This window comes from Sphingomonas sanguinis (genome assembly GCF_019297835.1).
In the GTDB taxonomy this organism is placed as follows: Bacteria; Pseudomonadota; Alphaproteobacteria; order Sphingomonadales; family Sphingomonadaceae; genus Sphingomonas; species Sphingomonas sanguinis_D.
The window spans coordinates 4,197,429-4,221,961 of sequence record NZ_CP079203.1 but is presented as its reverse complement, the minus strand read 5'-3'; the positions used below and the strand labels follow the sequence as shown (position 1 = coordinate 4,221,961).

Below are 24,533 nucleotides of genomic sequence, written 5' to 3'. Positions count from 1 at the left end.
CGGCGTATGATTGACGCTCTGACGTGACCCCAATCTCTCATCCAGCGGCAACCAGAGACCGACCGGTGTTTGACGGTCCCCCTGTTTTTCATCCGGGCATGATGCGAGTTTCCGGTTTGCATCCGTCGGGGTTAACCCCGACGGATGCAGCATATTCGGCTGGCGTGAGCCAGCCAAGCGCCGTGTGAGGACGGCTATCGTTATAGTCCCGGCGCCAGACCTCGATCTTGGCACGAGCTTCCGCCAGCGACAGGAACCAGTGGCTGTTCAGGCACTCGTCGCGAAGCCGGCCGTTGAAGCTCTCGACGAAGGCGTTGTCGGTCGGTTTGCCCGGCCGCGAGAAATCAAGCGTGACGCCGTTCTCATACGCCCATCGGTCGAGCGCCTTCGGGATGAACTCCGGGCCGTTGTCGACCCGAATGGTCTTCGGCGCACCACGTACTGACGCGATCCGCGTCACCGCCGCGACAACCTGGTCGCCCTTGATGCCCTGATCGACGTCGATCGCCAGCGCCTCGCGGGTGAACGCATCGACCACCGTCAGTGCCCGCAGCCGCCGGCCATCGAACAAGGCATCCGAGACAAAGTCCATCGACCACATCTCGTTGGGCGCCGAGGCCGCAGGCTGGCGTTCGCGGTTCGCCGCGCTGACGCCCTCGACGGGGGCGCTTGAGCCGAAGGCTCAACCCGTCCTCCCGGTAGAGCCGGTAAACCCGCTTATGGTTCACCAGCCAGCCCTCCCTGCGTAGCAGGATGTAGATCCGGAAAAAGCCATAGCGCACCCGTGCTGCCGCCAGATCGTGGATGCGCAGCCGCAGCGGCGCCTGGTCAGGCTTATGCGACACGTAGCGCACCGATGAGCGGTCGACCCCGAGCGCGAGGCAACTGCGCCGCTCGCTGACGCCGTGGGACGCCTGGACGTGCGCGACGATCTCGCGCCGTCGCCCAGGCGTCAGAGCTTTTTTGCCAGGACATTCTGCAGAATATGCTTGTCCAGGCTCAGATCCGCGACGAGCTGCTTCAGCTTGCGGTTCTCGTCCTCGAGCTGCTTCACCCGCCGCAGCTCGCCGACGCCCAGCCCGCCATACACCTTCTTCCAGCGATAGAAGGTCTGCTCCGATACGCCCATACGGCGGATGACCTCCGCCACCGGCGTGCCCGGCTCCGCTTGCTTCAGCGCAAAGGCGATCTGCTCTTCCGTGTACCTCGACTTCTTCATGTCCCAGCTCCTTGCCCACAGGCTTCAAAGGGCCGGAAAACTCTCACCCAGCTTGGATGAAAAAACAGGGAGGACGTCAGCTCCTCTTCAATGTACACGGCCAACGCTATAGCCGTTGCGCCGGCACGAAACGGATATCCGCTTTCGGGTGCTCAGCGGACAGACTTAGATGACCGGAATTAGGGCGCAAAGCGGTCGCTGCCTGTCCGGTCAACGAACGTCTGATTTCGCGGTGTGCACGTCCGGAACCGGACGGGCCGCTTCCCTGAAGAGTTTCGGATGCCGGCAGGCGTACGAAAGTCTTGGAAGCCCGAACCCGCGGGCCGCAAGCGGTGCGCTATGGGGTTTTCGGTTTCCGGCCTGCTGGGGTGCGCAGCAACACGGCATATGTGGACGCGCCCCTGAAGGTGGACCGTCCGGAATCGGGTGAGCAGGATGGGTTCACCGGCGGGGACAGCCCGGTAACAGTCGACGTGGCCAGCGCTCTGGCGGCGGTCGGCGCGGATGGCACCGTCTCCGCGAGCACCGGCGCTGCGGGGTATGTTGCTCTCGGGCCGTGCCGGGTCACGACGCCTGCATCCCGGATAGAAGAGCATGGGCCGGCGGAGCGCGGGGCTGGCATTGGCGCTCGAAGGTTTCGACGACGACCATACGCCCGCCGCAACACGGGCATGGCGGTCGGATGTCGTCCGGTTCGACCGGAGCATCGGGCGCGACAGGCTGCACAACCCCAAGCAGTTCGCGGGCACGTTCGAGATGCGCCTTGCGGGTGGCGCCGGCGAGCAGGCCGTAGTGGCGGATGCGGTGGAAGCCCTTGGGCAGGACGTGGAGCAGGAACCGACGGATGAACTCCTCGGCGGCCAGCGTCATGACCTGCTGTCGTTCAGCACCACCCCGGCGGTAATCCTTGTAGCGGAAGGTGACGCCGGTCTCGTCTAAGCGCAGCAGCCGACTGTTCGAGATCGCAACGCGGTGGGTGTAGCGCGACAGATAGGCGAGCACCGTCTCCGGTCCGGCAAACGGCGGCTTGGCGTAGACCACCCAGCGCTTCTTCCGGATCGGTGCCATGTGGCGCAGGAACGCCCGCCGGTCGGCGAGGTGCGCGAGGCTGCCATGGAAGGCGAGCCGCCCGGCGTCGTGCAGGGCCATCAGCCGGGTCAGGAACAGGCGGCGGAAGAGCTTTCCCAGCACGCGCACCGGCAGCAGAAACGCCGGGCGTGACGACACCCAGCGGCTGCCGTCCGGCGACAGCCCGCCACCCGGCACAATCATGTGGATGTGCGGATGATGGGTCATCGCCGAGCCCCACGTATGGAGCACCGCGGTGATGCCGATACGGGCACCCAGATGCTTCGGGTCCGCAGCGATGGTCGTCATCGTCCCGGACGCCGCCTGGAACAGCAGCCCATAGACCGCCGCCTTGTTCTGGAGCGCAATGTCGGCGACCTCGGCCGGCAGCGTGAAGACGACATGGAAATAGCCGACCGGCAGCAGGTCGGCTTCGCGCTCGGCAAGCCACGTCCGCGCGGCCGCGCCCTGGCATCGCGGGCAGTGCCGGTTGCGGCAGGAGTTATAGGCAACCCGCCAGTGCCCGCAGTCGGTACAGGCTTCGACGTGCCCGCCCATGACGGCGGTGCGGCAATGTTCGATGGCCGACATGACCTTGAGCTGGTCGAGGCTCAGATGCCCGGCGCGGGCAGCCCGGTACGCAGGACCTGCGGCACGGAAGATGTCGGCGACCTCGATGGAGGCGCGCATGCCCGCTCAGCCGCTCGACGCCCTTGCTTCTCTGGCGGTTGCCGCCAGCCGGTCGAATGGGCTGGTGACGTTGCGCAACACCCGGGTGGCGACCTGCGTGTAATAGGCGGTGGTCTCCAGCTTCGCGTGCCCCAGCAGCGTCTGGATGATGCGGACGTCGATACCATCCTCGAGAAGATGCGTGGCGAAGCAGTGCCGCAGCGTGTGCGGCCCAACCCGCTTGCCGATGCCCGCCGCCACGCTCGCCTCGACGACGATACGGTGCAACTGCCGGGTGCTGACTGGCTTGAGATAGTGCTGGCCGGGGAACAGCCAGCCATCGACGTGCAACACACCCTCCCGCCGACCGACCCGCCACCATTCCCGCAGCAACGCCAGCAGCCCGGCCGGGAGCATGGCGTTCCGGTACCGTCCGCCCTTGCCGCGCTCGACCCGGAGCAGCATGCGCTCGCTGTCGATGTCGCGGACCTTGAGCGCGGCGATCTCGGACGCGCGCAACCCCGCGCCATAGGCGACGGACAACGCCGCCTGATGCTTCAGGCACGTGGTCGCCGCGAGCAGCCGCGCCACCTCGTCCTGGCTCAGCACCACCGGCAGCTTGCGCACGTGCCGCATGCGGACCAGCTTGCGCGCCAGGTCCGGCCGGTCGAGCGTCTGCGTGAAGAAGAACCGCAGCGCCGACACGATGGCGTTCATGGTCGGTGCCGGCACGCCCAGGTCACATTGCTCGATCTGGAAGCGCCGGACATCCTCCGCCGTTGCCGTGTCCGGCGGGCGCCCGAGGAACGTGGCGAACCGGCCGACATCGCGGATGTAGTTACGCTGCGTCTCGTGACCGAAACGGCGCATATCCATCTCGTCGATGAGACGCTGGCGTAGCGGGCTGACGGCAACAACCGGGGCAATAATGGTCATGGCAGGGCTCCTTTCGTGGAACCCCGATGCTCTGCCTCTCGCCCGCAGGGCTCAACCGGCGCGCAACGCCCGTTGTATCACCTCAACCATGCCCCGCACGCCCCTCCCGCGCAGCGGGTTCGTGCTCCCACCAGAGTTCCGACGTGCTGGGTCGCGGCCCAGGATTTGAATGCGGTGCAGACGGTCGCCCATTCGGCATGTTTCGGTCGCTGGCCTTCATCAGGGCGAACGGCAGCTACTGCCGGGACCAGACGTTCGCCGGAGTGAACGCGAACGACCGGGTCTGGTCGACACCTGCCGCGGTCGCAATACCCAATTACTGTCACGCGGAGGAGACTCTCAAACCTCCGGCTTCCTCTGACCGCTCTCACGCAGCCTACGATCGTCGCGTACAACGGCGTTGCCCGGAAGGTGCCTTTACGGCTCGCTTCGGCTGAACCGGGACTTCGAGTTCAGCTGCCACCCCCGCCTTCTCCGCTAACTGGATGATCTCACGCTCCCACTTGAGGAACCAGGCTGCCTTTTCCTCTTCGAGCTCATATCCATCGTAAATCCGTTCCATTCCAACCTTCAGGTGGTTCAGCATCGCTTCGGCCGTCTCGAAGTCGACCTTCAGCCGCTTGGTGTTGCTCCGCGCCGTTCGTCGAAAATCGTGCGGGCAAAAGCGATCAACGGGCCTGTCGGCGATCTTCTCCATTCGGGCCAGCACGCGATCCCTGGCCTTGTACCAGCCGGTGGTACGCGGCCCTTCCACCCTCTCGGCGGGAAAAACCCACTCGTGATTACTCGCAAATAGCCGCTGCCCCCAACGGCCCCAGGGCGATGGCATGCGCGGTCGAGTTCTTGGATCGGGCGGCGGGGATCGTCCACACGCCATTCTCGATCTCGGAGCTACGAGCCTTGACCAGTTCGCTGATCCTCGTTGCGGTCAGGAGGGACAGGATCAGGCCACGCCGGAAGTCGCGTTTCTCCGGCGCGACGGCCTGCAGGAACCAGCGGATCTCATCGAGGTCGAGCTTTCGCGTCCGACGTGTTTCAACGAACTTCAGATCACCCAGCCGCCGGGACGGGTCGTTTTCCAGGCCGACGACCAGTCCGCGCAAGCCCGCCGCCCAGCCGAAGAAGACCTTCAGTTCGGCGGCCAGCCGGTTTGCCCGGACCTTGGCGGTTTCGCCCTTCTTCGAGACCAGTTTGATCAGGTCTTTCTCGGTCACTTCGTAGATGATCTTCGCACCCAATGTGGGTGCGATATCGCGATCGTAGATGTCCTGCTTGTCCTTGATCGTGCGCGGCTTGTTCAGGCGCTTGGCCCGCGACGCGCGCCCTTCCCGCGCGGCCGTCATATAGAGGGCGTGCGCGCGGGCGACGGTCATCTCCGCCCGTGCCGCCGCCTCGCGAAGCGCCTCGCGCGGGTCGATGCCGGTCTCGACGTCACTATTAAGTTCCCGCGCCCATTCGCGGGCATCGCCGATCCGGTACGCAGGATAGCTGCCCAGCGTCATCTTCACCGTCACATCCTGATCCGGGAGGCGACGGCGATACTTCCAGGTCTTCTTACCGCGGGCACCGACCTCGATGATGAGGCCGGGCGTCTGCGGATCGGTGAGCGAGCCGGACCTCAGATTGTCCAGGCTGGCCGGGGTGAAAGGCTGTCTCGATGCCACGTTTCGAATCCCTCACGGGCTGCGAAGCGACACAAAAACGCGGGCACAAATCGGGCACAATACGCGTCCGCATGAGGCCATTTCAGGCCGCATCCGTCCGCATCCAAGTTTTGCTGAACCGCGCTCAAGGTATTCACTTTACAGCCGAATCGAGTGATTCTGCTGGCTGGGGCGGCAGGATTCGAACCTGCGTATGACGGTACCAAAAACCGTTGCCTTACCGCTTGGCGACGCCCCAGTGGAGAGGCGCGCCTTATACCGGGCGCGCCGCTCTTGAAAAGCCCTTATCGGCTTGAAATTATCAGCCCAGGCGGCGCATCCAGCCATGGGGGTCGGGGGCCTGGCCGCGTTGGATCGCGACCAACTGCTCGCGCAAGGTGGTGGTCAGCTGGCCGGGGCCGCCGGTGCCGATGGTGAAGCGGCCCGCGGGTTCCGCGACGCTGCCGATCGGGGTGACGACGGCGGCGGTGCCGCAGGCGAAGGCCTCGACCAGGCGGCCGCTGGCGGCATCGGCGCGCCACTGGTCGATGGCATAGGGTTCCTCGCGCACGGTCAGTCCTTGCGCCCGCGCGATGGTCAGGATCGAATCGCGGGTGATGCCGGGCAGGATCGTGCCGGTCAGCGGCGGGGTCACGAGGCTGCCGTCGTCGAACACGAAGAAGACGTTCATGCCGCCAAGCTCCTCGACCCAGCGGCGCTCGACCGCGTCGAGGAAGACCACCTGGTCGCAACCATTGGCGATCGCTTCCTTCTGCGCGAGCAGGCTGGCGGCATAGTTGCCGCCGCACTTGGCCGCGCCGGTCCCGCCGGGGGCCGCGCGGGTATAGCCCTGGCTCACCCAGATCGACACGGCGGGCGCACCGCCCTTGAAGTACGCGCCCACCGACGAGGCGATGACCATGTAGAGATATTCTGCCGAGGGCTTCACGCCCAGGAACACCTCGCTGGCGAACATGAAGGGGCGGAGGTACAGCGCGCCGCCATCCTGTTCGGGGATCCAGTTGCGCTCGATCTCGACCAGCCGCTCGACGGACTCCAGGAACAGCGTCTCGGGCAGCTCGGGCATCGCCATGCGCCGCGCCGAATCCTGGAAGCGGCGGGCATTCGCCTCGGGCCGGAACAGCGCGGTGCCGCCATCGGCCAGGCGATAGGCCTTCATGCCCTCGAAGATTTCCTGCGCATAGTGCAGGACCGAAGCGGCCGGATCGACCTGAAGCGGCGCGCGGGCGGTGATCTGCGCGTCATGCCAGCCCTTGTCGTCACTATAGCGGATCAGCGCCATGTGATCGGTGAACACACGCCCGAAGCCTGGATCTACCAGACGCGCCGCCCGCTCGCTCGCCGCGACGGGAGTCGCGGACGGATCGAAACGAAACGTAAGGGCTTGGGGCGCTTCCATGGTCATCTCTCTGTTTTGGGTTGCCGTGGCCTAGGGCGTGTGAGTAGACGGGTCAACATGGCTGCCTCTAACCAGTCCGCATCGGCACAGTTTCTCCGCGAACCAGAACTCCGCAGGGGTATGGAATTGCTGTATTTCGGCAATAGCCATCTCGTGCGCTCGATCGATCGCGGTCTTGCCGCGCAGGGGTTGGGCCGTGCCCATCACCGCGCCCTTTATTTCATGGCGCGCAAGCCCGACATGACGGTCAGCGAGCTGTTGTCGCTGCTGGCGATCACCAAGCAATCGCTGGGCCGCGTGCTCAACGAACTGGCGAGCCGTGACCTCATCGAGACGCGGCCCGGCGATCGCGACCGTCGGCAAAGGCTGCTCCGACTAACGCCCACGGGCGCGGCGATGGAGGCCGAGTTGTTCGACGCGCTGCGCGAAAAGCTGTCCAAGGCCTATGCGCGGGCGGGGCAGCAGGCGGTGACGGGGTTCTGGACCGTGCTGGAGGGGTTCATCCCCGAGAATGAGCGCGCCCGGATCGAGGATTTGCGGTCCAACGACGGCTGACGTTTGTTCGCCCAGATAAATTCCCGTACTTTCCTCCCCTGTAAGGGGAGGTGGCAGGCGTAGCCTGACGGAGGGGTGTCCAGCTACCGAGAGGGCGACACCCCTCCACCATGCTGCGCATGGTCCCCCTCCCCTTACAGGGGAGGAATATGCAGCCTACCTGTCTCTACGACCGATGTCACCGTCGCGCGGCGGCGGCCATTTCGCGATTGCGGCGTTCCGAAGCGGTCAGCGTTTCGGCCATCAACCGCTTGAGCGCATCATCCGCGTCCAGGACGTTCAGCCCCTCGCGGGTCGAACCACCCGGGCTGGCCACACGATCCGCCAGCACAGCGGGCGGGGCGTCTGCTGCGATCGCCATGGCCCCTGCCCCGTCGACGGTGGCCAATGCCAGTTGCTGCGCCAATTCGGGGGACAGGCCCAGCCCCATCCCGGCCTGCGCCAGCGCGTCGATGAAGCGGAACACGAAGGCAGGCCCGCATCCCGCCAGCGCGGTGACCGCGTCGAACCGCGCTTCGTCCTCCACCCAGGGGGCCAGACCCAGCGGCCGGGCCAATGCCTCGGCGGTCTCACGCACGACCGGGTCGGTGGAGCGGGTGTAGAGCGCCGTCACCCCCTGCCCGATCGCGACCGGCAGGTTGGGCATCATCCGCACCACCGCGCCCGCCGGAATATGGCTGGCGAGCGTCTGTTCCTCGACTCCGGCCAGGATCGACAGCAGGATCGCGGGGTTCAGATGCGCCAGCGCCGGGGCGATGCCGCCCAGTTGCTGCGGCTTGAACCCCAGCATCAGGATCGCAGGCGTCTCATCGACCGGCAGCGTGGTCAGCGAGCGGACGCCCTCGGGCGCGCGCGTGCCACTGCGGGTGATGACGGTGACTTGCGCGGGGTCCAGCCCTTCGGCCAGCCAGCGGCGGAGCATCGCCCCCGCCATGTTGCCGCACCCGATCAGCCAGATCGGCCCGGACGGAAAACTCACGCTTCGCCCTGGGTTTCGATCAGCGCCGCGGCCAGCGCCTCGCGCGGGGTCTTGCCGCCCCACAGGACGAACTGAAAGACGGGATAGAAGCGCTCGCACTCCTCGATCGCCGATTCGACCAGCAATTCGGTCGCGGAGAGCGAGATGGTGCCGTCCTCGCCGCCATCGACCATCGCGGCATGACGATAGAGAAGAATGCCGCTGTTCGACCACAGCTCGAAATGGCCGATCCACAGCTGTTCGTTGACCAGCGCCAGCGCCTCATAGATGCTGGACCGGCGGTCTTCCGTCACCTTGATGTCGGGAAAAGCCAGGAATTGCAGGACGCTGTCGTCGTCGCGCCAGAGCGCGCGGAGTTCGTAGCTGGCCCAGCTGCCCTTGACCGTCGCGACGATTTCCTCGTCGTGGCGCTCATGTTCCCATCCATGCGCGGCGAAATAGGCCTCCAGCATGTCGATGGGGGCCGATTCTTCGGCTTCATGATCGGTCGATTCAAGCATCACAGGCCTTTGCGAACAAACCCAGACCAGCGCAGGTTGCACTGCGCGGGGGCAGGCCGCAAGCCATCCGATGCCGAAATCTGTGGATAGCTGTCCGGCCGGGCGGGCCGGACAGGCTCCGTTCAGATATCAGGTCGGTCAGGATTGCGCCCCGGTCGTCGTACCGTTGAGGCGCGCTTCCAGCGCATCCAGACGCGCCTTCAGCGCATCTGCCTCGTCCCGAGCGGCGACGGCCATCGCCTTGGCGACCTCGAACTCTTCGCGGCTGACGAAGTCCAGCCCGCCGATCCATTCGCGTGCGCGCGACCGGGCGCTCGCCTCGGCCTCACGACCCATGCCCGCCACGGTGCCTGCCAGGCCGTTCATCACCTTGGCGAAATCGTCGAACAGCTTGTTGTCGGCCTGCATATCAAATTCCCAAAAGTCGTTTCACAGCATTTGGGAGGTCTGCGCCCCCGGCACAAGCCTTTCCGCATCGGGATTGAGCTGGTCGATCCGCCAGTTGAGCACGCCTGCAAAGGACAGCCACACCAGATAGGGCACCATTAGCCACGCCGCGCCCTTGCGAATGCGCGAGAAGGCGACCGTGGTGGCGATCGCCAGGAGCAGGATGACGATGATGACGAACAGCGCCAGCTGCACCTTGTGCCCACCGAAGAACAGCGGCGTCCAGGACAGGTTGAGCAGGAACTGGACAGCGAACAGGCCGATCGCGACCCCGCGCCCCCTGGCCCCGCGCGCATGGACGATCATCGCCAACGCCAGGCCGATCAGGACGTAGAGCGTGGACCACACGACTGGAAACACCCAGCCCGGCGGGTTCAGTTCGGGCTTGGTCAGCGCGACGTACCAGCTATTCTCGCTCCCCGACGGCACCACCCGCCCCGACGCGAAGCCGAGCAACAGGATCAGCGGAACGATCACGACCGCCCAGCGCAGGAATGACATGCGCAACTGCCCCTTAGACGCGATCGTGCCCACTCGTTCCTCTTTCGCCATGATGCCCGTCGATCTGCCCCAGGGTCGGGGCACAGTAAACGGAAAGGTCAACGCCGTTCGGTCCCCACCCGTTCAATTTCGGGATGCGGCCACCAAAAACTCGATATTCCCCTCGGGTCCGGTGATCGGACTTTGTGTCACGCCCGCCACCTGCCAGCCGCTGTCGGTCAGCCACGCGACGACTTGATCGCAGACCCGCTGGTGGACCGCCGGATCGCGGACCACCCCGCCCTTGCCGACCTCTTCACGCCCCGCCTCGAACTGCGGCTTGATCAGTGCGAGCAAGCGTGCGCCGGACTTAGCGAAGCTCAACGGCCGTTCCAGCACCTTGGCCAGCCCGATGAAGCTGGCGTCACACACGATGATATCGACCGGTTCGGGAATATGCGCCTCGGTCAGGATGCGGGCGCTGGTCTGTTCATGGACGATGACGCGCGGGTCCTGGCGGAGCGACCACGCCAGCTGGTTGGTGCCGCTGTCGACCGCATAGACCTTCGCCGCGCCCTTTTGCAGCAGCACGTCGGTAAAGCCGCCGGTCGAGCTGCCGACATCGATCGCGACCGCGTCGGTCACGTCCCAGCCGAAATGCTCCAGCCCATGCGCGAGCTTGATCCCGCCGCGCGACACCCAGGGGTGATCGCGCCCGCGCACGTCGAGCACGGCGTCCTCGGCCAGCTGCTGGCCGGGCTTGGCGATCTTCGTCTCGCCCGAAAAGACGAGGCCCGCCATCACCAGCGCCTGCGCGCGGGACCGGGATTCCACGAGTCCGCGATCCACGAGCATCTGGTCGACACGCTGCTTGGCCATCGCCCGCCCCTACAAGCCGCCTCGGCCCGTCGCAAGCCGTCATCCGCCGGGCGCATCGCCTATTGCCTATTAGATTGGTAGGAATATGTTCTTCGGCAGGATCGGGAGTCGACCCGGCCCTATCGAGGAGATGCCATATGGGTTCGTTCGCATCCTATGAGGCCCGCAAGCCTACGGTCCTCACCGTTCCCGGTCTCGGCGGCTCGGGCCGCTCGCACTGGCAGTCCCTATGGGAAGAGGCGCGGCCCGATACGATCCGCGTCGAACTGGGCATGTGGTCGACCCCGCATCGCAATGCCTGGGTCACGCGGCTGGACCAGGCGATCCGGCAGGCGCAGGCGCCGGTGATCCTGGCGGCACATTCGCTGGGCTGTCTGGCGGTCGCCTGGTGGGCGGAATTGTCGCCACAGCCCTATGGCTGGCCGGTCGCGGGCGCCCTGCTGGTCGCGCCCGCCGATGTCGACCGGGCCGACGCGCCCGAGGCTCTGAAGGCGTTCTCGCCCTCGCCCCGCACGCCGCTGCCCTTCCCCTCGATCCTCGTCGCCAGCCAGGACGATCCGTGGATCTCGATCGACCGCGCGCACAGCCTGGCGGTCGACTGGGGCAGCCATTTCGTCGATGCGGGGCATCAGGGACATATCAACGCCGCCAGCGGCCTGGGCTGGTGGCAGGAAGGGCAGGAATTGCTCGGCCGGGTGATCGCCGCGAGCGGCATGGACCGGCCCTCGCCGTCCGGGCCCCTGTCGCCCAGCGAAGCGCGGGCGGTGCTGGCGGTAAACGCGACCGACGCGGCGCAGGCTCATTATCTGGGGCGGTGAGGTCAGATTAATTAATGTGGGGGCGTGCGCTTCGACATCGCTCAGCGTGAACGGAGGTGGGGTGGCATTACCCCCCAGCCTCCGTTCTGCCTGAGCGAAGTCGAAGGCCAAGGGAAAACCTCTTCCCTCTCGTTCCCCGGCGAAGGCCGGGGTCCAGTTTCGGTGAGGCCGAGAGTGAATAGGGGCATTGAGTGGGAGGCCAAACCGGCCGGTGGGTAGGGCCTCCCACGCCGATTCACCGCGCCATCGCAATTGCGCCGAAACTGGGCCCCGGCCTTCGCCGGGGAACAGGTTCTGCCTAGGTGCGCGCGTGGCCTTCGACTTCGCTCAGGCTGAACGGGGGTTGGGGGGTTTGGTCGGACTCGATCGCTTCCCGCTCCGCTTCCGCCTTCGCCGCCGCCGTGGTCTGCTTCATCCGCCTCCACATGCGCACGTTCAGCCCGACCATCATGACCACCGCCAGCGTCGTGAAGACGATGACGGCGGTCCAGCCACGGATCACGCCCGCGCGCCTTCCGTGACGTTGGCACTGTTATGGCGCAGCGCCTTCAGCACCGTCTCGACGATCGCATCGGCGTCGAGACCGGCCTGCGCATATTGCACCTCGGGCTTGTCCTGATCCTGGAAGATGTCGGGCAGGCGCATCGTGCGCAGCTTGAGGCCGCCGTCGATCAGCCCTTCGTCCGACGCCATGGTCAGGACGTGCGCGCCCAGACCGCCGATCGCATTCTCCTCGATCGTCACCGCCACTTCATGCGTAGTCAGCATCCGGCGGATCAACGCCTCGTCGAGCGGCTTGGCGAAGCGCAGGTCGGCGACCGAGGTCGACAGCCCCTTGGCCTCCAGCGTGTCGGCGGCGCGCAACGCCTCGGCCAGGCGGGTGCCGAGCGAGAGGATCGCGACCTTCTTGCCCTCACGCACCACGCGGCCCTTGCCGATCTCCAGCAGTTCCGGCGTCTCGGGCAGCGCGACGCCGACGCCGTTGCCGCGCGGATAGCGGACCGCGATCGGGCCGCTGTCGTGGTTGACGCAGGTATGGACCATATGGACCAGCTCCGCCTCGTCGGCGGCCGCCATCACGACCATGTTGGGCAGGCTGGCCAGATAGGTGACGTCGAACGACCCCGCATGGGTCGCCCCGTCCGCGCCGACCAGACCAGCGCGGTCGATCGCGAAGCGGACCGGCAGATTCTGGATCGCGACGTCATGGACCACCTGGTCATAGGCGCGCTGAAGGAAGGTCGAATAGATGGCGCAGAAGGGCCGCATCCCCTGCGCCGCGAGCCCTGCGGCAAAGGTGACGGCGTGCTGCTCGGCGATGCCGACGTCGAAGAAGCGCTCCGGATGCGCGTTCGCGAAGCGGTCCAGCCCCGTGCCCGACGGCATCGCCGCCGTGATGGCGCAGATGCGCGGATCGCTGTCGGCTTCCTTGGCCAGCGTCTCGCCGAATACGTTCTGGTATGCGGGCGGCCCCGGCGGTGCCTTGGCCTGGGCGCCGGTGATGACGTCGAACTTCTGTACGCCGTGATATTTGTCCGCCGCCGCCTCGGCCGGGGCATAGCCCTTGCCCTTCTTGGTGACGACATGGATCAGGATCGGCCCCTGCTCGGCGTCGCGGACATTCTCCAGCACCGGGATCAGATGGTCGAGATTGTGGCCGTCGATCGGGCCGACATAATAAAAGCCCAATTCTTCGAACAGCGTGCCACCCATGGTCATGCCGCGCGCGAATTCGTCGGTCCTCTGCGCCGCCTTCTGGATCGGGCGCGGGAAACGCTTGGCGAGCTTCTTGAGCACGTCGCGCACGCCCAGGAACTCCCGGCTCGACACCATGCGCGACAGATAGGCAGACAGGCCGCCCACCGGCGGGGCGATCGACATGTCGTTGTCGTTGAGGATGACGACCAGGCGATTGCCCGCCTGCTCGGCATTGTTCATCGCCTCATAGGCCATGCCCGCCGACATCGCGCCGTCGCCGATCACGGCGATGCCCTTGCCCGGCGTGCCCGCCAGCTTGTTGGCGACCGCAAAGCCAAGCGCCGCCGAGATCGAGGTCGAGCTGTGCGCCGCGCCGAACGGGTCGTATTCGCTTTCCGACCGCTTGGTGAAGCCCGACAGGCCACCGCCCTGGCGGATGGTGCGGATACGCTCGCGCCGCCCGGTCAGGATCTTGTGCGGATAGCATTGGTGCCCGACGTCCCAGATCAGCCGGTCGTCGGGCGTGTTGAAGACATAATGGAGGGCGACGGTCAGCTCGACGACGCCCAGCCCCGAGCCCAAATGGCCGCCGGTGGTGCCGACGGCCGAGATCGTCTCGGTCCGCAATTCGTCGGCGAGTTGCCGCAACTGCTCGGGGGCCAAGCGACGAAGGTCGTCGGGGGTGTGCACCGTGTCGAGCAGCGGGGTCTGAGGAATGTCTGCCATTTGACCGGCTTATCCCAGCAAATCGATGGTGTCGATTGCAACTGTTCACGGGATCGTCATTGTCCGGGGACAGAATGGCTTGCAAAAGACGCATCCCTAACGATTGTGGCGCCTCTCCTCTTTATCCCGCGACCTGGGTGTGGAGACGCGGAAACACCTGCTCCAAGGTCTTGGTATCGGGCAGGATATAGACATAGCCGCCCTTCTTGCGGAAAGTCGGGCGCAGTTGCCGGGTGTAAAAGGCCTGGGGCACGTTGATACAGCCGAAGGTGATGCGATTGTCGTCCGGCGTCGGCGACAGCATCCGTTCGCGGCGCTTTTCCTTCGCCCCCGCATCCTTGGGGATCGGGTGAAGCGCGACCGAGGTGGCATAATCGACCCACAGCACCCGCTCCCCCGCGACCGGAAGGCCGAACTTGGCGAGATAGCGCCCAGCGGGCGTCGTCTTTTCGGCGGGGCCGAGCGAGGCCAGCGTCTTGGTGCCGACGCCAGGGCTGGCATCATCGCCCGGCATGATGCCGATCAGCACCGGCTCGGCGGCGAGCGGCTTGCCGTCGGGGGCGAACAGGAAGATCGTCGCGTTGACCTTGTCGACGACCGCCCAGGGCAGGCCGCGATTGTCGTGATCGCCCATCACCCAGTTGATGACCCGCTGCGCGGCGGGGGACGGGATGACGGGGGGCGGCGCCTCTGCCACGACCTTCGGCTTCGCCTTCGCCTTGGCCTTGGCCTTGGATTTCGATTTGGCGGCTGTCGCTTTGGGCGGGCTAGCGGGAGCCGCGGCCGGGAGAAGCAAGGTCAGCGCGACCAGCGGCGCCATCAGGAATTTCATCGGGGGAGCTTACTCACGGAAAAGGCCGGCCCCTCCCCGGCAAGGGGAAGGACCGGCACGGCAGATCACAATCGTCTATTGCCTGGGACGCGTCGGCATCAATGCCGCGGACGCCGGGCGGGCTTCTGCTCCTGAACGGTCAGGCGCTGTTCGACGCCATCGACGCGGCCGCCGAGCTGATCGAGCCGCTGGCCGTTCTGCTGTGCCTGACCCGATGCGGCCTGCGCCTCCGCCAAGGCCTGCTTGGCCGTGCCGTCGGTCTGCTGGAGCCGTGATTCGAGCGAGTCGACGCGCTGGCTTACCGGGGCGATCTGTTCGCGCACAAAGGATTTCGTCGCACATCCACCAAGGCTGACGGCACCCGCCAAGGTTACCACGGCGAGAAGGGATTTAGATGCATAAGCCGACATAACAGTTCTTCCAGTCGTTAACCAACCGCAACAACGAAGCCGAGCGGAAAAAGTTCGACAATCCTGTTTCTGTTCGACCGTGCCGGTTTTTCGACCAAACGTTACTGTGCGACTATTTGCACAAAGGCACATCATGTTAAGATGCGGTTCAGCTTTCAACGCTTGCGCGCCGCGCCTTTGGCGAAGGGATCGCGCGGAATACCGTCCATCGCATCATCGGAACGGGTCGCCTTGGCGGGCTTCGCCTGTCGCGCGGTGACGCAATCGCGCAGCGCCGCGATCGCCGCTCCGCTACCCGCCAGCGACAGCCGCTCGACCGGCACATCGCCGCGCGCGATGTTCAGCGCCTGCGACCGTGCGAGATAGGTCGGGAACGGCTTTTCGAAGCTGGTGACAAAACCCTGCTGGTCATCCGAGGCCAGCCCGACCGCGAAATGCCTGGGATAGCTGCCCCCCGTCAGCGTGAAGTCGAGCGCCAGCCGCTCCTTCGGCTTGATCGACCAGTTGGCGTTGAGGACCGTCAGATGGTTCGATCCGTCCCGGTCCAGCCCGAGCAGCAACGTCGTGCTCCCCGGCCGGTCGTAGATGCGGGTCAGGAAGCACCCATCGCCATCCTCGCTGACCGCCAACGTCCAGTCACCGATCTTGCGCGGCAGGGCATCCTTATCGGCAGCGCTCGCCCCGGTCGGCGATAGCATCGCAACCATACCAAGCAGCGACAGGACGGACAGGGAACGTGACAGGTTCATGGGCATCTTCCTCCGCCACGGACCCTATCCGCTCCAACGACGATTGGCCAAGCCTCGGAGGAATAGAGGACCGTTACGCCATCCGCTCGCGCACCACGCGCTCCAGCACGTCGAGCGGCATCGCACCCAGCGTCAGGACGCGGTGGAACGCCTTGGGGTCCCATGTCGCGCCCGCCTTGGCCTTGGCCTCGTCGCGCAGGCGGGTCCAGACGGTGTGCCCGATCTTGTAGCTGCACGCCTGACCCGGCCAGACCGTGTAACGGTCGATCTCCCCCTGGCTGCGCCCGCGCGCGATGCCGGTGGTGGCGATCAGATAGTCGGTCGCCTTCTCCCGGCTCCAGCGCTTAGCATGCATCCCCGAATCGACGACGAGGCGCGTGGCGCGGAACAGCAGCGATTGCAGATAGCCGACCTGGCCCAGCGGATTGCCATCGTACATCCCCATCTCGTCGGCGAGCTGTTCGGAATAGAGCGCCCACCCCTCCGAATAGCCCGAATAGAAGCCGCGCCTGCGGATCAGCGGAATGTCCTGGCTCTCCAGCGCCGACATGACCTGCAGGTGATGGCCCGGCACCGCTTCGTGATAGGTCAGCGTCGCCAGCCCGAATTTCGGCCGGTCGAACGTATCGCGCAGGTTGATATAGTAGATGGCGGGCCGCGACCCGTCGAGCGAGGCGGACTGATAATAGCCGCCCGGCGCGCCCGCCTGGATCGCCTCCGGCACGCGGCGGATTTCAACCGGTGCCTTGGGCAGGACCGCGAATTGTTCGGGCAGGCGGCGGGTCATCGCCGCGACCTGCGACCGCAATTGCTCTAGCAGGGCCTCGCGGCCCTGATCGGTATTCGGATAGAGCTGGTCCGGCCGCTTGTTGAGCGCGACCAGCCGCTCGCCGACGCTACCCTGCGCCATGCCCTGCGCCTTCAATATGCCATCGATCCGCGCACCGATCTCTGCCACCTGCGCCAGCCCGAGCCGGTGGATCTCGTCGCCGGTCATCTCGGTCGTGGTCGCTGCAGCAGCGGCGGCGGTATAATAGGCCTCGCCGTCCGGCAGCCGCCAGACGCCTGCGTCATGCACCGCCCGGCCCCGCAATTCGGTGACGAACGCCCGCTGCCGGTCGAGCGCCGGGAAGACCCGCTCGACCATCAGCCGTGCGACCGCCTGCGCGCGGTCGGGGGGCAGGTTCGCGGCCTTCAACTTGGCGGCGATATCGACCGCCGGGCCGGTCGCCTCGGGCGCCTTGTCACGAACCGCCGCCAACTGCTTGAGCGTGGTGTCGAGGATATAGTCGGGGGCGAAGACGCCCTTGGCGGCATCTTCACGCTGCCGCTCGGTTTCGGCATCGATCGCCGGGCCGAACGCCTCCACCCGCGCGACATAGGCGTCGGCATCGGCGGCGTGGGCGATCCGGTGCTGGCCGTTCAGGAAATCCGGCACATCGCGATACGCGCCCGACAATTGGCTCAGCACATAAGGCGCATAACGGCCCGCGCTCGCCCCATAAGAAAAACGTTCGCCCGCAATCACCCGGTCCAGCCCGTAAGCGAGGATGTCGTAATCGAGCCGCGCGCCCTGCCCCAGCGCGCTCCGGGGAATGGTGGCGAGCTGGGCGCGCTCCTGCCGCGCGCGGGCGAACTGGCGCATTTCACCAGCGCGTGAGGCATCGCCGAGCCGCGCCTTCAAATGCGCGCGCGGCCCGGTGTCGAGACCGAGCGAGGTCGCCTGCTCCGGGCTGTCCTCCAGCCGCGCATAGAAGAAGCGGTCCAGCATCGCCCGCAGCTCCGCATCTCGCGCGCCCATGCCCTGGCCGGTCTTTGCCCAGGACGGCGTGGCGGCGGCGGCCGCAGCCAGGCTGGCGGAGGCGAGGAACTGACGACGCTGCATGAACACTCCCATGATGAACTTGTCAACTGGGAGGCTAAGCCGTTGATACGGGCGTGCAAAGCGATTTGTCCGATGGCGTGGATGAACGCGTCTGCACCGTTTCTGCACCGATAGCGCGCACGAAACACGTCGATCCGCCCGGTCCCCCTCGACCCGCGCCGCCCATAGCGGCCCCATCAAGGGAGACCGGCATGATACCCAGAACATCGGGACCATTCACCTTTCGCCGCAAGCTGATCGGCGCCGCCGCGCTGATCGGGCTGGCGCATCTGTTCTTCTATGCGCAAGAGCCGGGCTGGACGCTGGGCGGCTTCGCGCTCGGCTGGACCATCGTCCTGCTGCTGACCCGACCGGACGTCCGCGCCAGCAAATCCGCGCGAGTGGCCATCGCGGTGGCGACGTTGTTCGGACTGATGCTGGTCGATGATCCGGGGCCGCTCAAGGTCCTGATGTTCCTGATCGCGATCGGCATGGCGACGCTGTCGCCGCTGCGCCACTATGACGATGCCATCCATGCGGCGGGGCGGCTGGTGGTCTACGGACTCCTCAGCCTGGTCGCCCCTTTGCGCGACGCCGCGCGCCTGTCGCGGATCGAGCGCGGGCGGAGCGGGCCGAAGCTGGTGGCGGTCGCCGCGATGCTGGCCGTGCCCGTGGCGGGCAGTGCGCTATTCCTGGCCTTGTTCGCGCAGGCCAATCCGCTGATCGACAACGCCTTCGCCGCGATCCGCTTTCCGGACCTGTCGGACATCCTGTGCCGGTTGCTGTTTTCGCTGCCTTTCCTGCTGCTGATATGGTCCAGCCTGCGGCCGCGCGGGACGATGCTTGCGTCCGGCTTGGCAAGTTCGAGTTCGACGCCGCTGCTCCCCCGGTTGCGACGCGCGACGCTGATCCTGTCGCTGGTGGCGTTCAACCTGATTTTCGCGGTGCAGAACGGCCTCGACCTCGCCTTTCTGTGGAGCGACGCGCCGCTGCCCCAGGGGGTGACGCTGGCGGACTATGCGCATCGCGGAGCCTATCCGCTGATCGTGACCGCGCTGCTGGCGGGCGGGTTCGTGCTCTATGCCACCGGGTCGGAGGACGACCGCACCCTGCGCCGCCTCATCACACTATGGGTCGGGCAGAATGTGCTGCTGGTCGCCTCCAGCATCCTGCGGACGATCGACTATATCGCGGTCTTTTCGCTGACCCCGTGGCGGATCGCGGCGCTGGCCTGGATGGGGCTGGTGGCGATGGGGCTGGTCCTGATCCTCTGGCGGATGTGGCGAGGGTTATCGGCGCGCTGGCTGGTCAACGCCAATGCGCTGGCCGCCGCCGTGGTGCTGACCGCCGGATGCGCGAGCGATCTGGGCGCGATCTCAGCGAGCTGGAACGTGACCCATGCCCGCAGCGCCGATGACATCGACCTCTGCTATCTGGAAAGCACGGGGCCGGCGGCCCTGCTGCCGCTGATCGCGCTGGAACACCGCGCCGCCGGGCCGGTTCTGCGCGAGCGCACCGGCTATGTCATCGATCAGGTGGCGGCGCGTCTGATCCGCGAACAGGCCGACTGGCATAGCTGGACCTGGCGCGGCGCCCGGCGGCTGGCCGCAGCACGGGGACGGATCGGCCCCCACGTCAAACCGCACGAGCAGCGCCGGTGCGGCGGCGAACCCTTCCCGCCCCCGCCCGTTGACGAAGGCCGCCGCCCATGATCCTGTGCCCCATGCCCCGCACGATCCTGGTCGCCGATGACGACCCCAATATCCGCCAACTGCTCGTCTTCGCGCTCGGCAAGGCGGGGCTGGACACGATCGAGGCGGCGGATGGCGAGGCCGCCCTTACCGAGGTCGCCGTGCACCGTCCCGACCTCGTCGTGCTGGACATCAACATGCCGCGCATGGACGGGCTGGAGGTCTGTCGCCGCCTGCGCAACCAAAGCGAAACGCCGATCCTGTTCCTGTCGTCGCGCGACGACGAGATCGACCGTGTGCTGGGGATCGAACTCGGCGCGGACGATTATGTCGTGAAGCCCTTTTCCCCGCGCGAAGTCGTGGCGCGGGTCATGGCGATCCTGCGCCGCACCCATGCCCATCCGCCCAGCGTCGAAAGCGCGGGCGCGGCGATCCGGCAGGGCTGCCTGAGCCTCGATATCGAGGGATGGCAGGCGCGCTGGGCGGAGGCCAAAATCCCGCTGACCGTCACCGAATTTTCGATCCTGCGCACGCTGGCGGTGATGCCGGGCAAGGTGTTCAGCCGCGACGCAATCATCGACCGGCTGCACGGGCCGGGCTTTGCCGTGACTGATCGGACGATCGACAGCCATATCCGCAACCTGCGCGCCAAGTTCGCCGAACATGGCGGGACCGATGTGATCGAGACGCGTGCCGGGATCGGCTATCGGCTGGGGGCGTGTACCGGCGGCGCGGCGTGATTGCGCCGCTCAAGGCCTGGGCCAAGCGCCATTGGCCGCGACTGAGCTTACGCACCTATCTGTTCGCCAGCTTCTTCCTCGTCGCGGCTCTGCCGGGTGTCGGTGCGGTTGCGTTGCGCGTCTATGAGAATACGCTGGTCCGCCAGACCGAGGCGGAACTGGTCGCGCAAGGCGCGGCGCTGGCCGCCAGCGCCGCTGCCCTGTGGCCGGACGCGCCACCCGGCAGGAGCGTGGCGAGACCCTTGGCTCCGATGCCCAGCCCCTATAGTCCGAACGCCACGGCGGTCGATCTCAGCGCCACGCCGATCCTGCCCGAACGCCCTGCCCCCGGTCCAGCGCCGCCACCGACGGCCGATGCGCGGGAAGCGGCCAAGCGGCTCGCCCCCGTTCTGGCCGCCACGCGGCAAGCGACACTCGCCTCGATCATCCTGCTCGACCGGGACGGGCGGATCGTCAGCGGTTCCGCGCGATGGGGAAGCTATGCGGGTCTGCCCGAGGTCGCCGCCGCGCTGACCAGCACACCGCGCACCGTGTTGCGGCGGGATGCGCGGTACGAGGCGATCTATCGCTTCGACTGGTTGTCGCGGGCGGCGGCGACGCGGGTCCATTATGCGCGGCCGATAATGGTGAACGGCCGGGTGGTCGGCGTGCTGCTGCTGTCGCGATCGGCACGGTCGCTGTTCGTCGGCCTGTATCAAGACTGGGGCAAGATCGTCATTGGCGTGCTGTCCATCCTGGGTATGCTGATCCTGCTGTCGGGCCTGTTGTCGCGCGGTATTGCCCGGCCGATCGAGGAGTTGCAGGACGCCGCGCGCGATGTCGCCGCCGGACGCGGCACGGTGCCCGCCATCCCGGCGACGGCGGCGATCGAAATCCAGGACCTCTACCGCGACTTCGCCGCCATGGCGCAGGCGATCGAGGCGCGCTCGCTCTATCTGCGCAACTTCGCCCATGCGGTCAGCCATGAGTTCAAGACGCCGCTGACGGGCATTCGCGGCGCGATCGAGCTGTTGCAGGATCACGGGTCCGTCATGTCGGCGGAGGAGCGCGACCGCTTCCTCGCCAACGCCGATGCCGATGCGGAGCGGCTGACGCTGCTCGTTTCGCGCCTGCTCGATCTGGCGCGAGCGGATATGAGCGTCGCGGTGGCGGATCGGTCGTGCGATGCGGTTGCCGTCGCCGCCAAGCTCGCCGACGCGCACCGCACCCGCCGCGTCGTGATCCGCATCGAGGCGGAGGAACCCGCCCTCCCCGCCCGCATCGCCCCCGAAACGCTGGAGGCGGTGCTGACCACCCTGATCGAGAACGGCGTTCAGGCAGGGGCCGATACGATCACCGTCTGTATCAAGGCAGGCGACCCCATCGCCATCACCGTCGCCGACAATGGCGGCGGCATCCCGCCCGGTGACCGGGACCGCATCTTCGAGCCGTTCTTCACCTCACGCCGGACGAGCGGTGGCACCGGCCTGGGCCTGTCGATCGCACGCGCGCTGCTCGCGGGATCGGGCGGCACGCTGACGCTGGCGGACGCGACGCAGGGGACCGCGATGCGGCTGACCCTGCTGGTCAGCGATAGCGGCCCATCACGACCTTTAGCACGACCGGGCGGTCGATCAGGTTGATCCCGTAATCGGTCTGGTCGCCGTTCCACACCCGGTCCATCACCCAGCGGCCATCGGTGAAATGCCCCTCCTCGACCCGGACGATCATCGCCTTGAGGTCGGGCGTCGCAGGCTCGAAGCGGACGCGGACATGATCGCCGGTCATCAGATATTCGTCGCGCGAGAGTTGCACGACCGCCATGCCGCCCACCGGCTCGGCCTTCCAGGGCGCAGGTTCGGACTTGAGCCAGCTCCAGCTCTTCTCCCCGAACTGCCACTGGCCGAACTCCGCCCGTATGCGCCAGTCGCCCAGCACCGCCTCCCGGTCGCTGCCGTCGTCGGGCTTAGCAGTGCCCCAGTTCGGATGCTCGAACGCCGCCTTCGCCCAGTCGCGCATCACGCTACCGACCGCGCCATAAGGCCCGGCAAAGGCGTCGAGCGTCGCCGGGTCCAATGCCTTGGCCCCCAGCGGATAGTTGAAGAAGCCGGTGTCATCCATGCCGAACGGCGCAAAACCGATCGCGCCGCGCCCCAGCGCTTCGTAAAAATAGCGGGCGAACTCGCGCGCATTGCCGATCTCGGGCACCAGCAGCGGATTGTCGGGCCGGGCATAGGCGTTCATGTACGCGACCACATTGGCGCTGGCCCGGTCGTAAATGTCGGGCGCTTCGGCATCGATCGAGGGCGCGGCGACCTTCCAGATGTCGAGCACGTCCTGCTGCGGCCCGCCGCTCGCCACGCCGTCGGGATCGGGCACGTTGGATGGCCCGGCCAGCGCCGCGTTGACGTACATGGGCAGCGGCTTCACCGCCTTGCCCGCCGCGACGATCTCATCAATGTAGCGCGCGGTGTACCAGGTGTTGAACGCCCGGTCCGCCTGCGCCCCGAAGACCGTTTTCCAATTCCCGCGCGGCTTGCCGAGTTTGCGGGTCAGCGCCACCGGCACCGACCCGTCGAACAGCGTCTGCGCCGCCGCCGAATAGTCGCGCGGGTTGCGATAGCTGCCGACCTCATTTTCCGGCTGGACCATGATGACCGTGTTCTGCGGATCATGGTCCTTCAGGTACGTCATCAGCCGGACAAAGGCGCGCTTGTCCGCTTCCAGCGTGGTGCGCGCCATCGGGGTCAGCGCATAATGATCCTTGCCGTCGCGCGTCTTCATCCGGGGAAAGCGGCGATTGTCGAGCTTGACCCAATCGGGGGTATAGCCGGGCGAGGTGTTCTTCCACGTCGCGAACCAGAGCAGCACGACGCGTTTGTCGTGCGCCCGCGCCTGGTCGAGCAAGGTCTGGACGAAGGTGAAGTCGAACCGCCCCTCCTCCGGCTCGATCTGTTGCCAGGCCACCGGGATTTCGATCGTGTTGGCATGGATGCGGTCGAGCACCGGCCAGACCTGCGGCAGCGCGGCGGCATAGTTGCTGCTATTGTTGACCTGCGCGCCCAGCATCAGGAAGGGACGGCCATCGACCATCAGGGCGTGGCGACCGCCCTTGCTGACGATCTGCGGCACCGCCGTCGCTTGGCCGGTCGTCTGCGCCGCCAGCGGACTGGCCAGCCCCAGCGCCAAGACGGCCCATCCCGCTCCCCGCATCACGTCCCCCCTCCGGTCTTTTCGTTACCCGGCGCCTTCTGTGCACCGGATGGGAGCGTTCATCAACGGGCGGCGTCGCGCTCGATCATCAGGCCGATGGCGGCGATCCGCTCGACCCGCTCATATCCGGGCTGGTCGAGGTCTTCGCTGAAGATATCGGGGTCCAGCTCGACATAACGCATCGTCAGCCCCTGTTCGGGCAGGCAACGGCGCAATTCGTCCAGCAGCACGTCTCGCCCGTCGACGATCGACACGCCGGTATGCAGGATCAGCCTCCCGCCCGGCGTCAGCAACCGGGTGCCCTGCACCACCCAATCGAGCGACAGCCGCGCGCCATACAGGTCACCGCCGTCGCGATAGGCGCGGCGGTCGGCGTCGATCATGAAGGGCGGATGGGTGACGATCAGGTCGAATGTCCGCTCGATCACCTGCGGCTCGCGCGCTTCAATCGTGTCATGCGCGATCCCGGCATGTTCGGCGTTGATGCTCGCCAGGAACAGCGCCTTGGGATTGATGTCGGCCAGCGTCAGCCGCGCGTCCGCCAGCCCGCTCGCCGCCGAGACGCCGCCCACGCCCGCACCCGCGCCATAGTCCATCACCGTCCGCGCACCGGGCTTCCCATTCTCGGCGATCCAGCGGGCGAAGCGATAGCTGTCCGGTCCCAGGAACACGGCATCCGCCTGCGTCGTCGGATAGGCGGAGTGGAGATAGAGATGCGATCCCACCCGCGATACACGCAAGGTCGGTTCCCATCGGTCGGCCGATATGGGCTGAATCGCCCCGGCCTCCTCCAATGCCCAGGACACTGCCGGATCGAGCAGATCGCGGGCGAAAGCCAGGCTCCATCCCAGCACGTCGCGTAGGCTGGTCGCGGTCCGGCGATCCGGCCGTCTCACCACGCGTGCATGAGTTGCAGGCGTCGCGGTCACGAAATCATATTCCCGCCTCTGCAATAGCTGGAGCAAGGCGAGCAAGGCCGGGCGCCGGGCCGGATCATACCAAGACTCCGAACGTCGCC

The 24,533-nt window shown here is 66.6% G+C and carries 23 protein-coding genes, 1 tRNA gene and 1 pseudogene; 5 read left to right on the top strand and 20 right to left on the bottom strand.

Going from position 1 to position 24,533, the window contains the following annotated elements; all coding sequences use genetic code 11:
- Window positions 1–88: 88 nt before the first annotated feature.
- From KV697_RS19415 to KV697_RS19385, 7 genes and pseudogenes are all read right to left on the bottom strand, one after another.
- Window positions 89–1,219, bottom strand: a pseudogene (locus KV697_RS19415) (IS3 family transposase).
- 564 nt (window positions 1,220–1,783) lie between these two features.
- The gene (locus tag KV697_RS19410) at window positions 1,784–2,977 is read right to left on the bottom strand and encodes an IS91 family transposase (RefSeq protein WP_058734536.1); all 1,194 of its coding nucleotides are present in this window, start codon (window positions 2,975–2,977) and stop codon (window positions 1,784–1,786) included.
- A gap of 6 nt (window positions 2,978–2,983) precedes the next feature.
- Window positions 2,984–3,892 carry a tyrosine-type recombinase/integrase gene (locus tag KV697_RS19405; protein WP_219019162.1) on the bottom strand — a complete coding sequence of 303 codons (909 nt, stop codon included), beginning with the start codon at window positions 3,890–3,892 and terminating at the stop codon, window positions 2,984–2,986.
- A gap of 376 nt (window positions 3,893–4,268) precedes the next feature.
- Window positions 4,269–4,589 (bottom strand): hypothetical protein, encoded by a 321-nt coding sequence (locus tag KV697_RS19400; protein ID WP_219019566.1) that lies wholly within the window; start codon window positions 4,587–4,589, stop codon window positions 4,269–4,271.
- Between the two features lie 85 nt (window positions 4,590–4,674).
- Entirely contained in the window at window positions 4,675–5,556 is an 882-nt protein-coding gene (locus KV697_RS19395) for a tyrosine-type recombinase/integrase (RefSeq protein ID WP_219019565.1), read from the bottom strand.
- A 163-nt stretch (window positions 5,557–5,719) separates the two neighbouring features.
- Window positions 5,720–5,794: transfer RNA gene (locus tag KV697_RS19390), tRNA-Gln, on the bottom strand.
- Between the two features lie 63 nt (window positions 5,795–5,857).
- Entirely contained in the window at window positions 5,858–6,955 is a 1,098-nt protein-coding gene (locus KV697_RS19385; protein WP_219019564.1) for a branched-chain amino acid aminotransferase, read from the bottom strand.
- Window positions 6,956–7,012: 57 nt separating this feature from the next.
- Between KV697_RS19385 and KV697_RS19380 the strand changes: the two genes are divergently transcribed.
- Window positions 7,013–7,510 carry a MarR family transcriptional regulator gene (locus tag KV697_RS19380; RefSeq protein ID WP_056439560.1) on the top strand — a complete coding sequence of 166 codons (498 nt, stop codon included), beginning with the start codon at window positions 7,013–7,015 and terminating at the stop codon, window positions 7,508–7,510.
- A 178-nt stretch (window positions 7,511–7,688) separates the two neighbouring features.
- Here the strand turns inward: KV697_RS19380 and KV697_RS19375 are convergent, their stop codons facing one another.
- The 5 genes from KV697_RS19375 to KV697_RS19355 form a co-directional block, all read right to left on the bottom strand.
- Window positions 7,689–8,444, bottom strand: a complete 756-nt coding sequence (locus KV697_RS19375; RefSeq protein WP_219021523.1) for a pyrroline-5-carboxylate reductase family protein — start codon at window positions 8,442–8,444, stop codon at window positions 7,689–7,691.
- 41 nt (window positions 8,445–8,485) lie between these two features.
- Complete coding sequence (locus KV697_RS19370) at window positions 8,486–8,989, bottom strand: YbjN domain-containing protein (RefSeq protein WP_219019563.1); 504 nt, start codon at window positions 8,987–8,989, stop codon at window positions 8,486–8,488.
- 138 nt (window positions 8,990–9,127) lie between these two features.
- Complete coding sequence (locus KV697_RS19365; RefSeq protein ID WP_219019562.1) at window positions 9,128–9,397, bottom strand: accessory factor UbiK family protein; 270 nt, start codon at window positions 9,395–9,397, stop codon at window positions 9,128–9,130.
- A 21-nt stretch (window positions 9,398–9,418) separates the two neighbouring features.
- On the bottom strand, window positions 9,419–9,937 hold the full coding sequence (locus tag KV697_RS19360; protein ID WP_219019561.1) for a TspO/MBR family protein: 519 nt from the start codon (window positions 9,935–9,937) through the stop codon (window positions 9,419–9,421).
- Window positions 9,938–10,060: 123 nt separating this feature from the next.
- Window positions 10,061–10,795: a TlyA family RNA methyltransferase gene (locus KV697_RS19355; protein WP_219019560.1), complete on the bottom strand. Its 735-nt coding sequence runs from the start codon at window positions 10,793–10,795 to the stop codon at window positions 10,061–10,063.
- 137 nt (window positions 10,796–10,932) lie between these two features.
- Here KV697_RS19355 and KV697_RS19350 point away from each other — a divergent pair, with 137 nt between their 5' ends.
- Window positions 10,933–11,613: an RBBP9/YdeN family alpha/beta hydrolase gene (locus tag KV697_RS19350; protein WP_219019559.1), complete on the top strand. Its 681-nt coding sequence runs from the start codon at window positions 10,933–10,935 to the stop codon at window positions 11,611–11,613.
- Between the two features lie 298 nt (window positions 11,614–11,911).
- Here the strand turns inward: KV697_RS19350 and KV697_RS19345 are convergent, their stop codons facing one another.
- The 6 genes from KV697_RS19345 to KV697_RS19320 form a co-directional block, all read right to left on the bottom strand.
- Window positions 11,912–12,115, bottom strand: coding sequence for a hypothetical protein (locus KV697_RS19345; RefSeq protein ID WP_219019558.1), 204 nt, complete (start codon window positions 12,113–12,115; stop codon window positions 11,912–11,914).
- A complete protein-coding gene (gene dxs, locus KV697_RS19340) occupies window positions 12,112–14,037 on the bottom strand; it encodes a 1-deoxy-D-xylulose-5-phosphate synthase (RefSeq protein WP_219019557.1) in 1,926 nt (641 codons plus the stop codon). Before dxs ends, KV697_RS19345 begins: the two co-directional genes overlap by 4 nt.
- Before the next feature lie 121 nt (window positions 14,038–14,158).
- Window positions 14,159–14,869 (bottom strand): hypothetical protein, encoded by a 711-nt coding sequence (locus tag KV697_RS19335; RefSeq protein WP_219019556.1) that lies wholly within the window; start codon window positions 14,867–14,869, stop codon window positions 14,159–14,161.
- A gap of 98 nt (window positions 14,870–14,967) precedes the next feature.
- Entirely contained in the window at window positions 14,968–15,279 is a 312-nt protein-coding gene (locus tag KV697_RS20225; RefSeq protein ID WP_056439582.1) for a hypothetical protein, read from the bottom strand.
- Between the two features lie 155 nt (window positions 15,280–15,434).
- On the bottom strand, window positions 15,435–16,028 hold the full coding sequence (locus KV697_RS19325; RefSeq protein WP_219019554.1) for a hypothetical protein: 594 nt from the start codon (window positions 16,026–16,028) through the stop codon (window positions 15,435–15,437).
- A gap of 73 nt (window positions 16,029–16,101) precedes the next feature.
- Window positions 16,102–17,913 (bottom strand): DUF885 domain-containing protein, encoded by a 1,812-nt coding sequence (locus KV697_RS19320; RefSeq protein WP_219019553.1) that lies wholly within the window; start codon window positions 17,911–17,913, stop codon window positions 16,102–16,104.
- Between the two features lie 191 nt (window positions 17,914–18,104).
- Here KV697_RS19320 and KV697_RS19315 point away from each other — a divergent pair, with 191 nt between their 5' ends.
- From KV697_RS19315 to KV697_RS19305, 3 genes are read left to right on the top strand one after another with little or no spacing between them, the layout of a single operon-like run.
- A complete protein-coding gene (locus KV697_RS19315; protein WP_219019552.1) occupies window positions 18,105–19,604 on the top strand; it encodes a DUF4153 domain-containing protein in 1,500 nt (499 codons plus the stop codon).
- Window positions 19,605–19,615: 11 nt separating this feature from the next.
- Complete coding sequence (locus tag KV697_RS19310) at window positions 19,616–20,323, top strand: response regulator transcription factor (protein WP_257575455.1); 708 nt, start codon at window positions 19,616–19,618, stop codon at window positions 20,321–20,323.
- Window positions 20,302–21,945, top strand: coding sequence for a sensor histidine kinase (locus KV697_RS19305; RefSeq protein ID WP_257575454.1), 1,644 nt, complete (start codon window positions 20,302–20,304; stop codon window positions 21,943–21,945). The genes KV697_RS19310 and KV697_RS19305 overlap by 22 nt, the downstream gene beginning before the upstream one ends.
- Here KV697_RS19305 and KV697_RS19300 read toward each other — a convergent pair.
- Entirely contained in the window at window positions 21,890–23,515 is a 1,626-nt protein-coding gene (locus KV697_RS19300; protein ID WP_219019550.1) for a DUF5597 domain-containing protein, read from the bottom strand. The genes KV697_RS19305 and KV697_RS19300 overlap by 56 nt on opposite strands.
- Window positions 23,516–23,577: 62 nt before the next feature.
- Complete coding sequence (locus KV697_RS19295; protein WP_219019549.1) at window positions 23,578–24,444, bottom strand: methyltransferase; 867 nt, start codon at window positions 24,442–24,444, stop codon at window positions 23,578–23,580.
- Window positions 24,445–24,533: the final 89 nt, after the last annotated feature.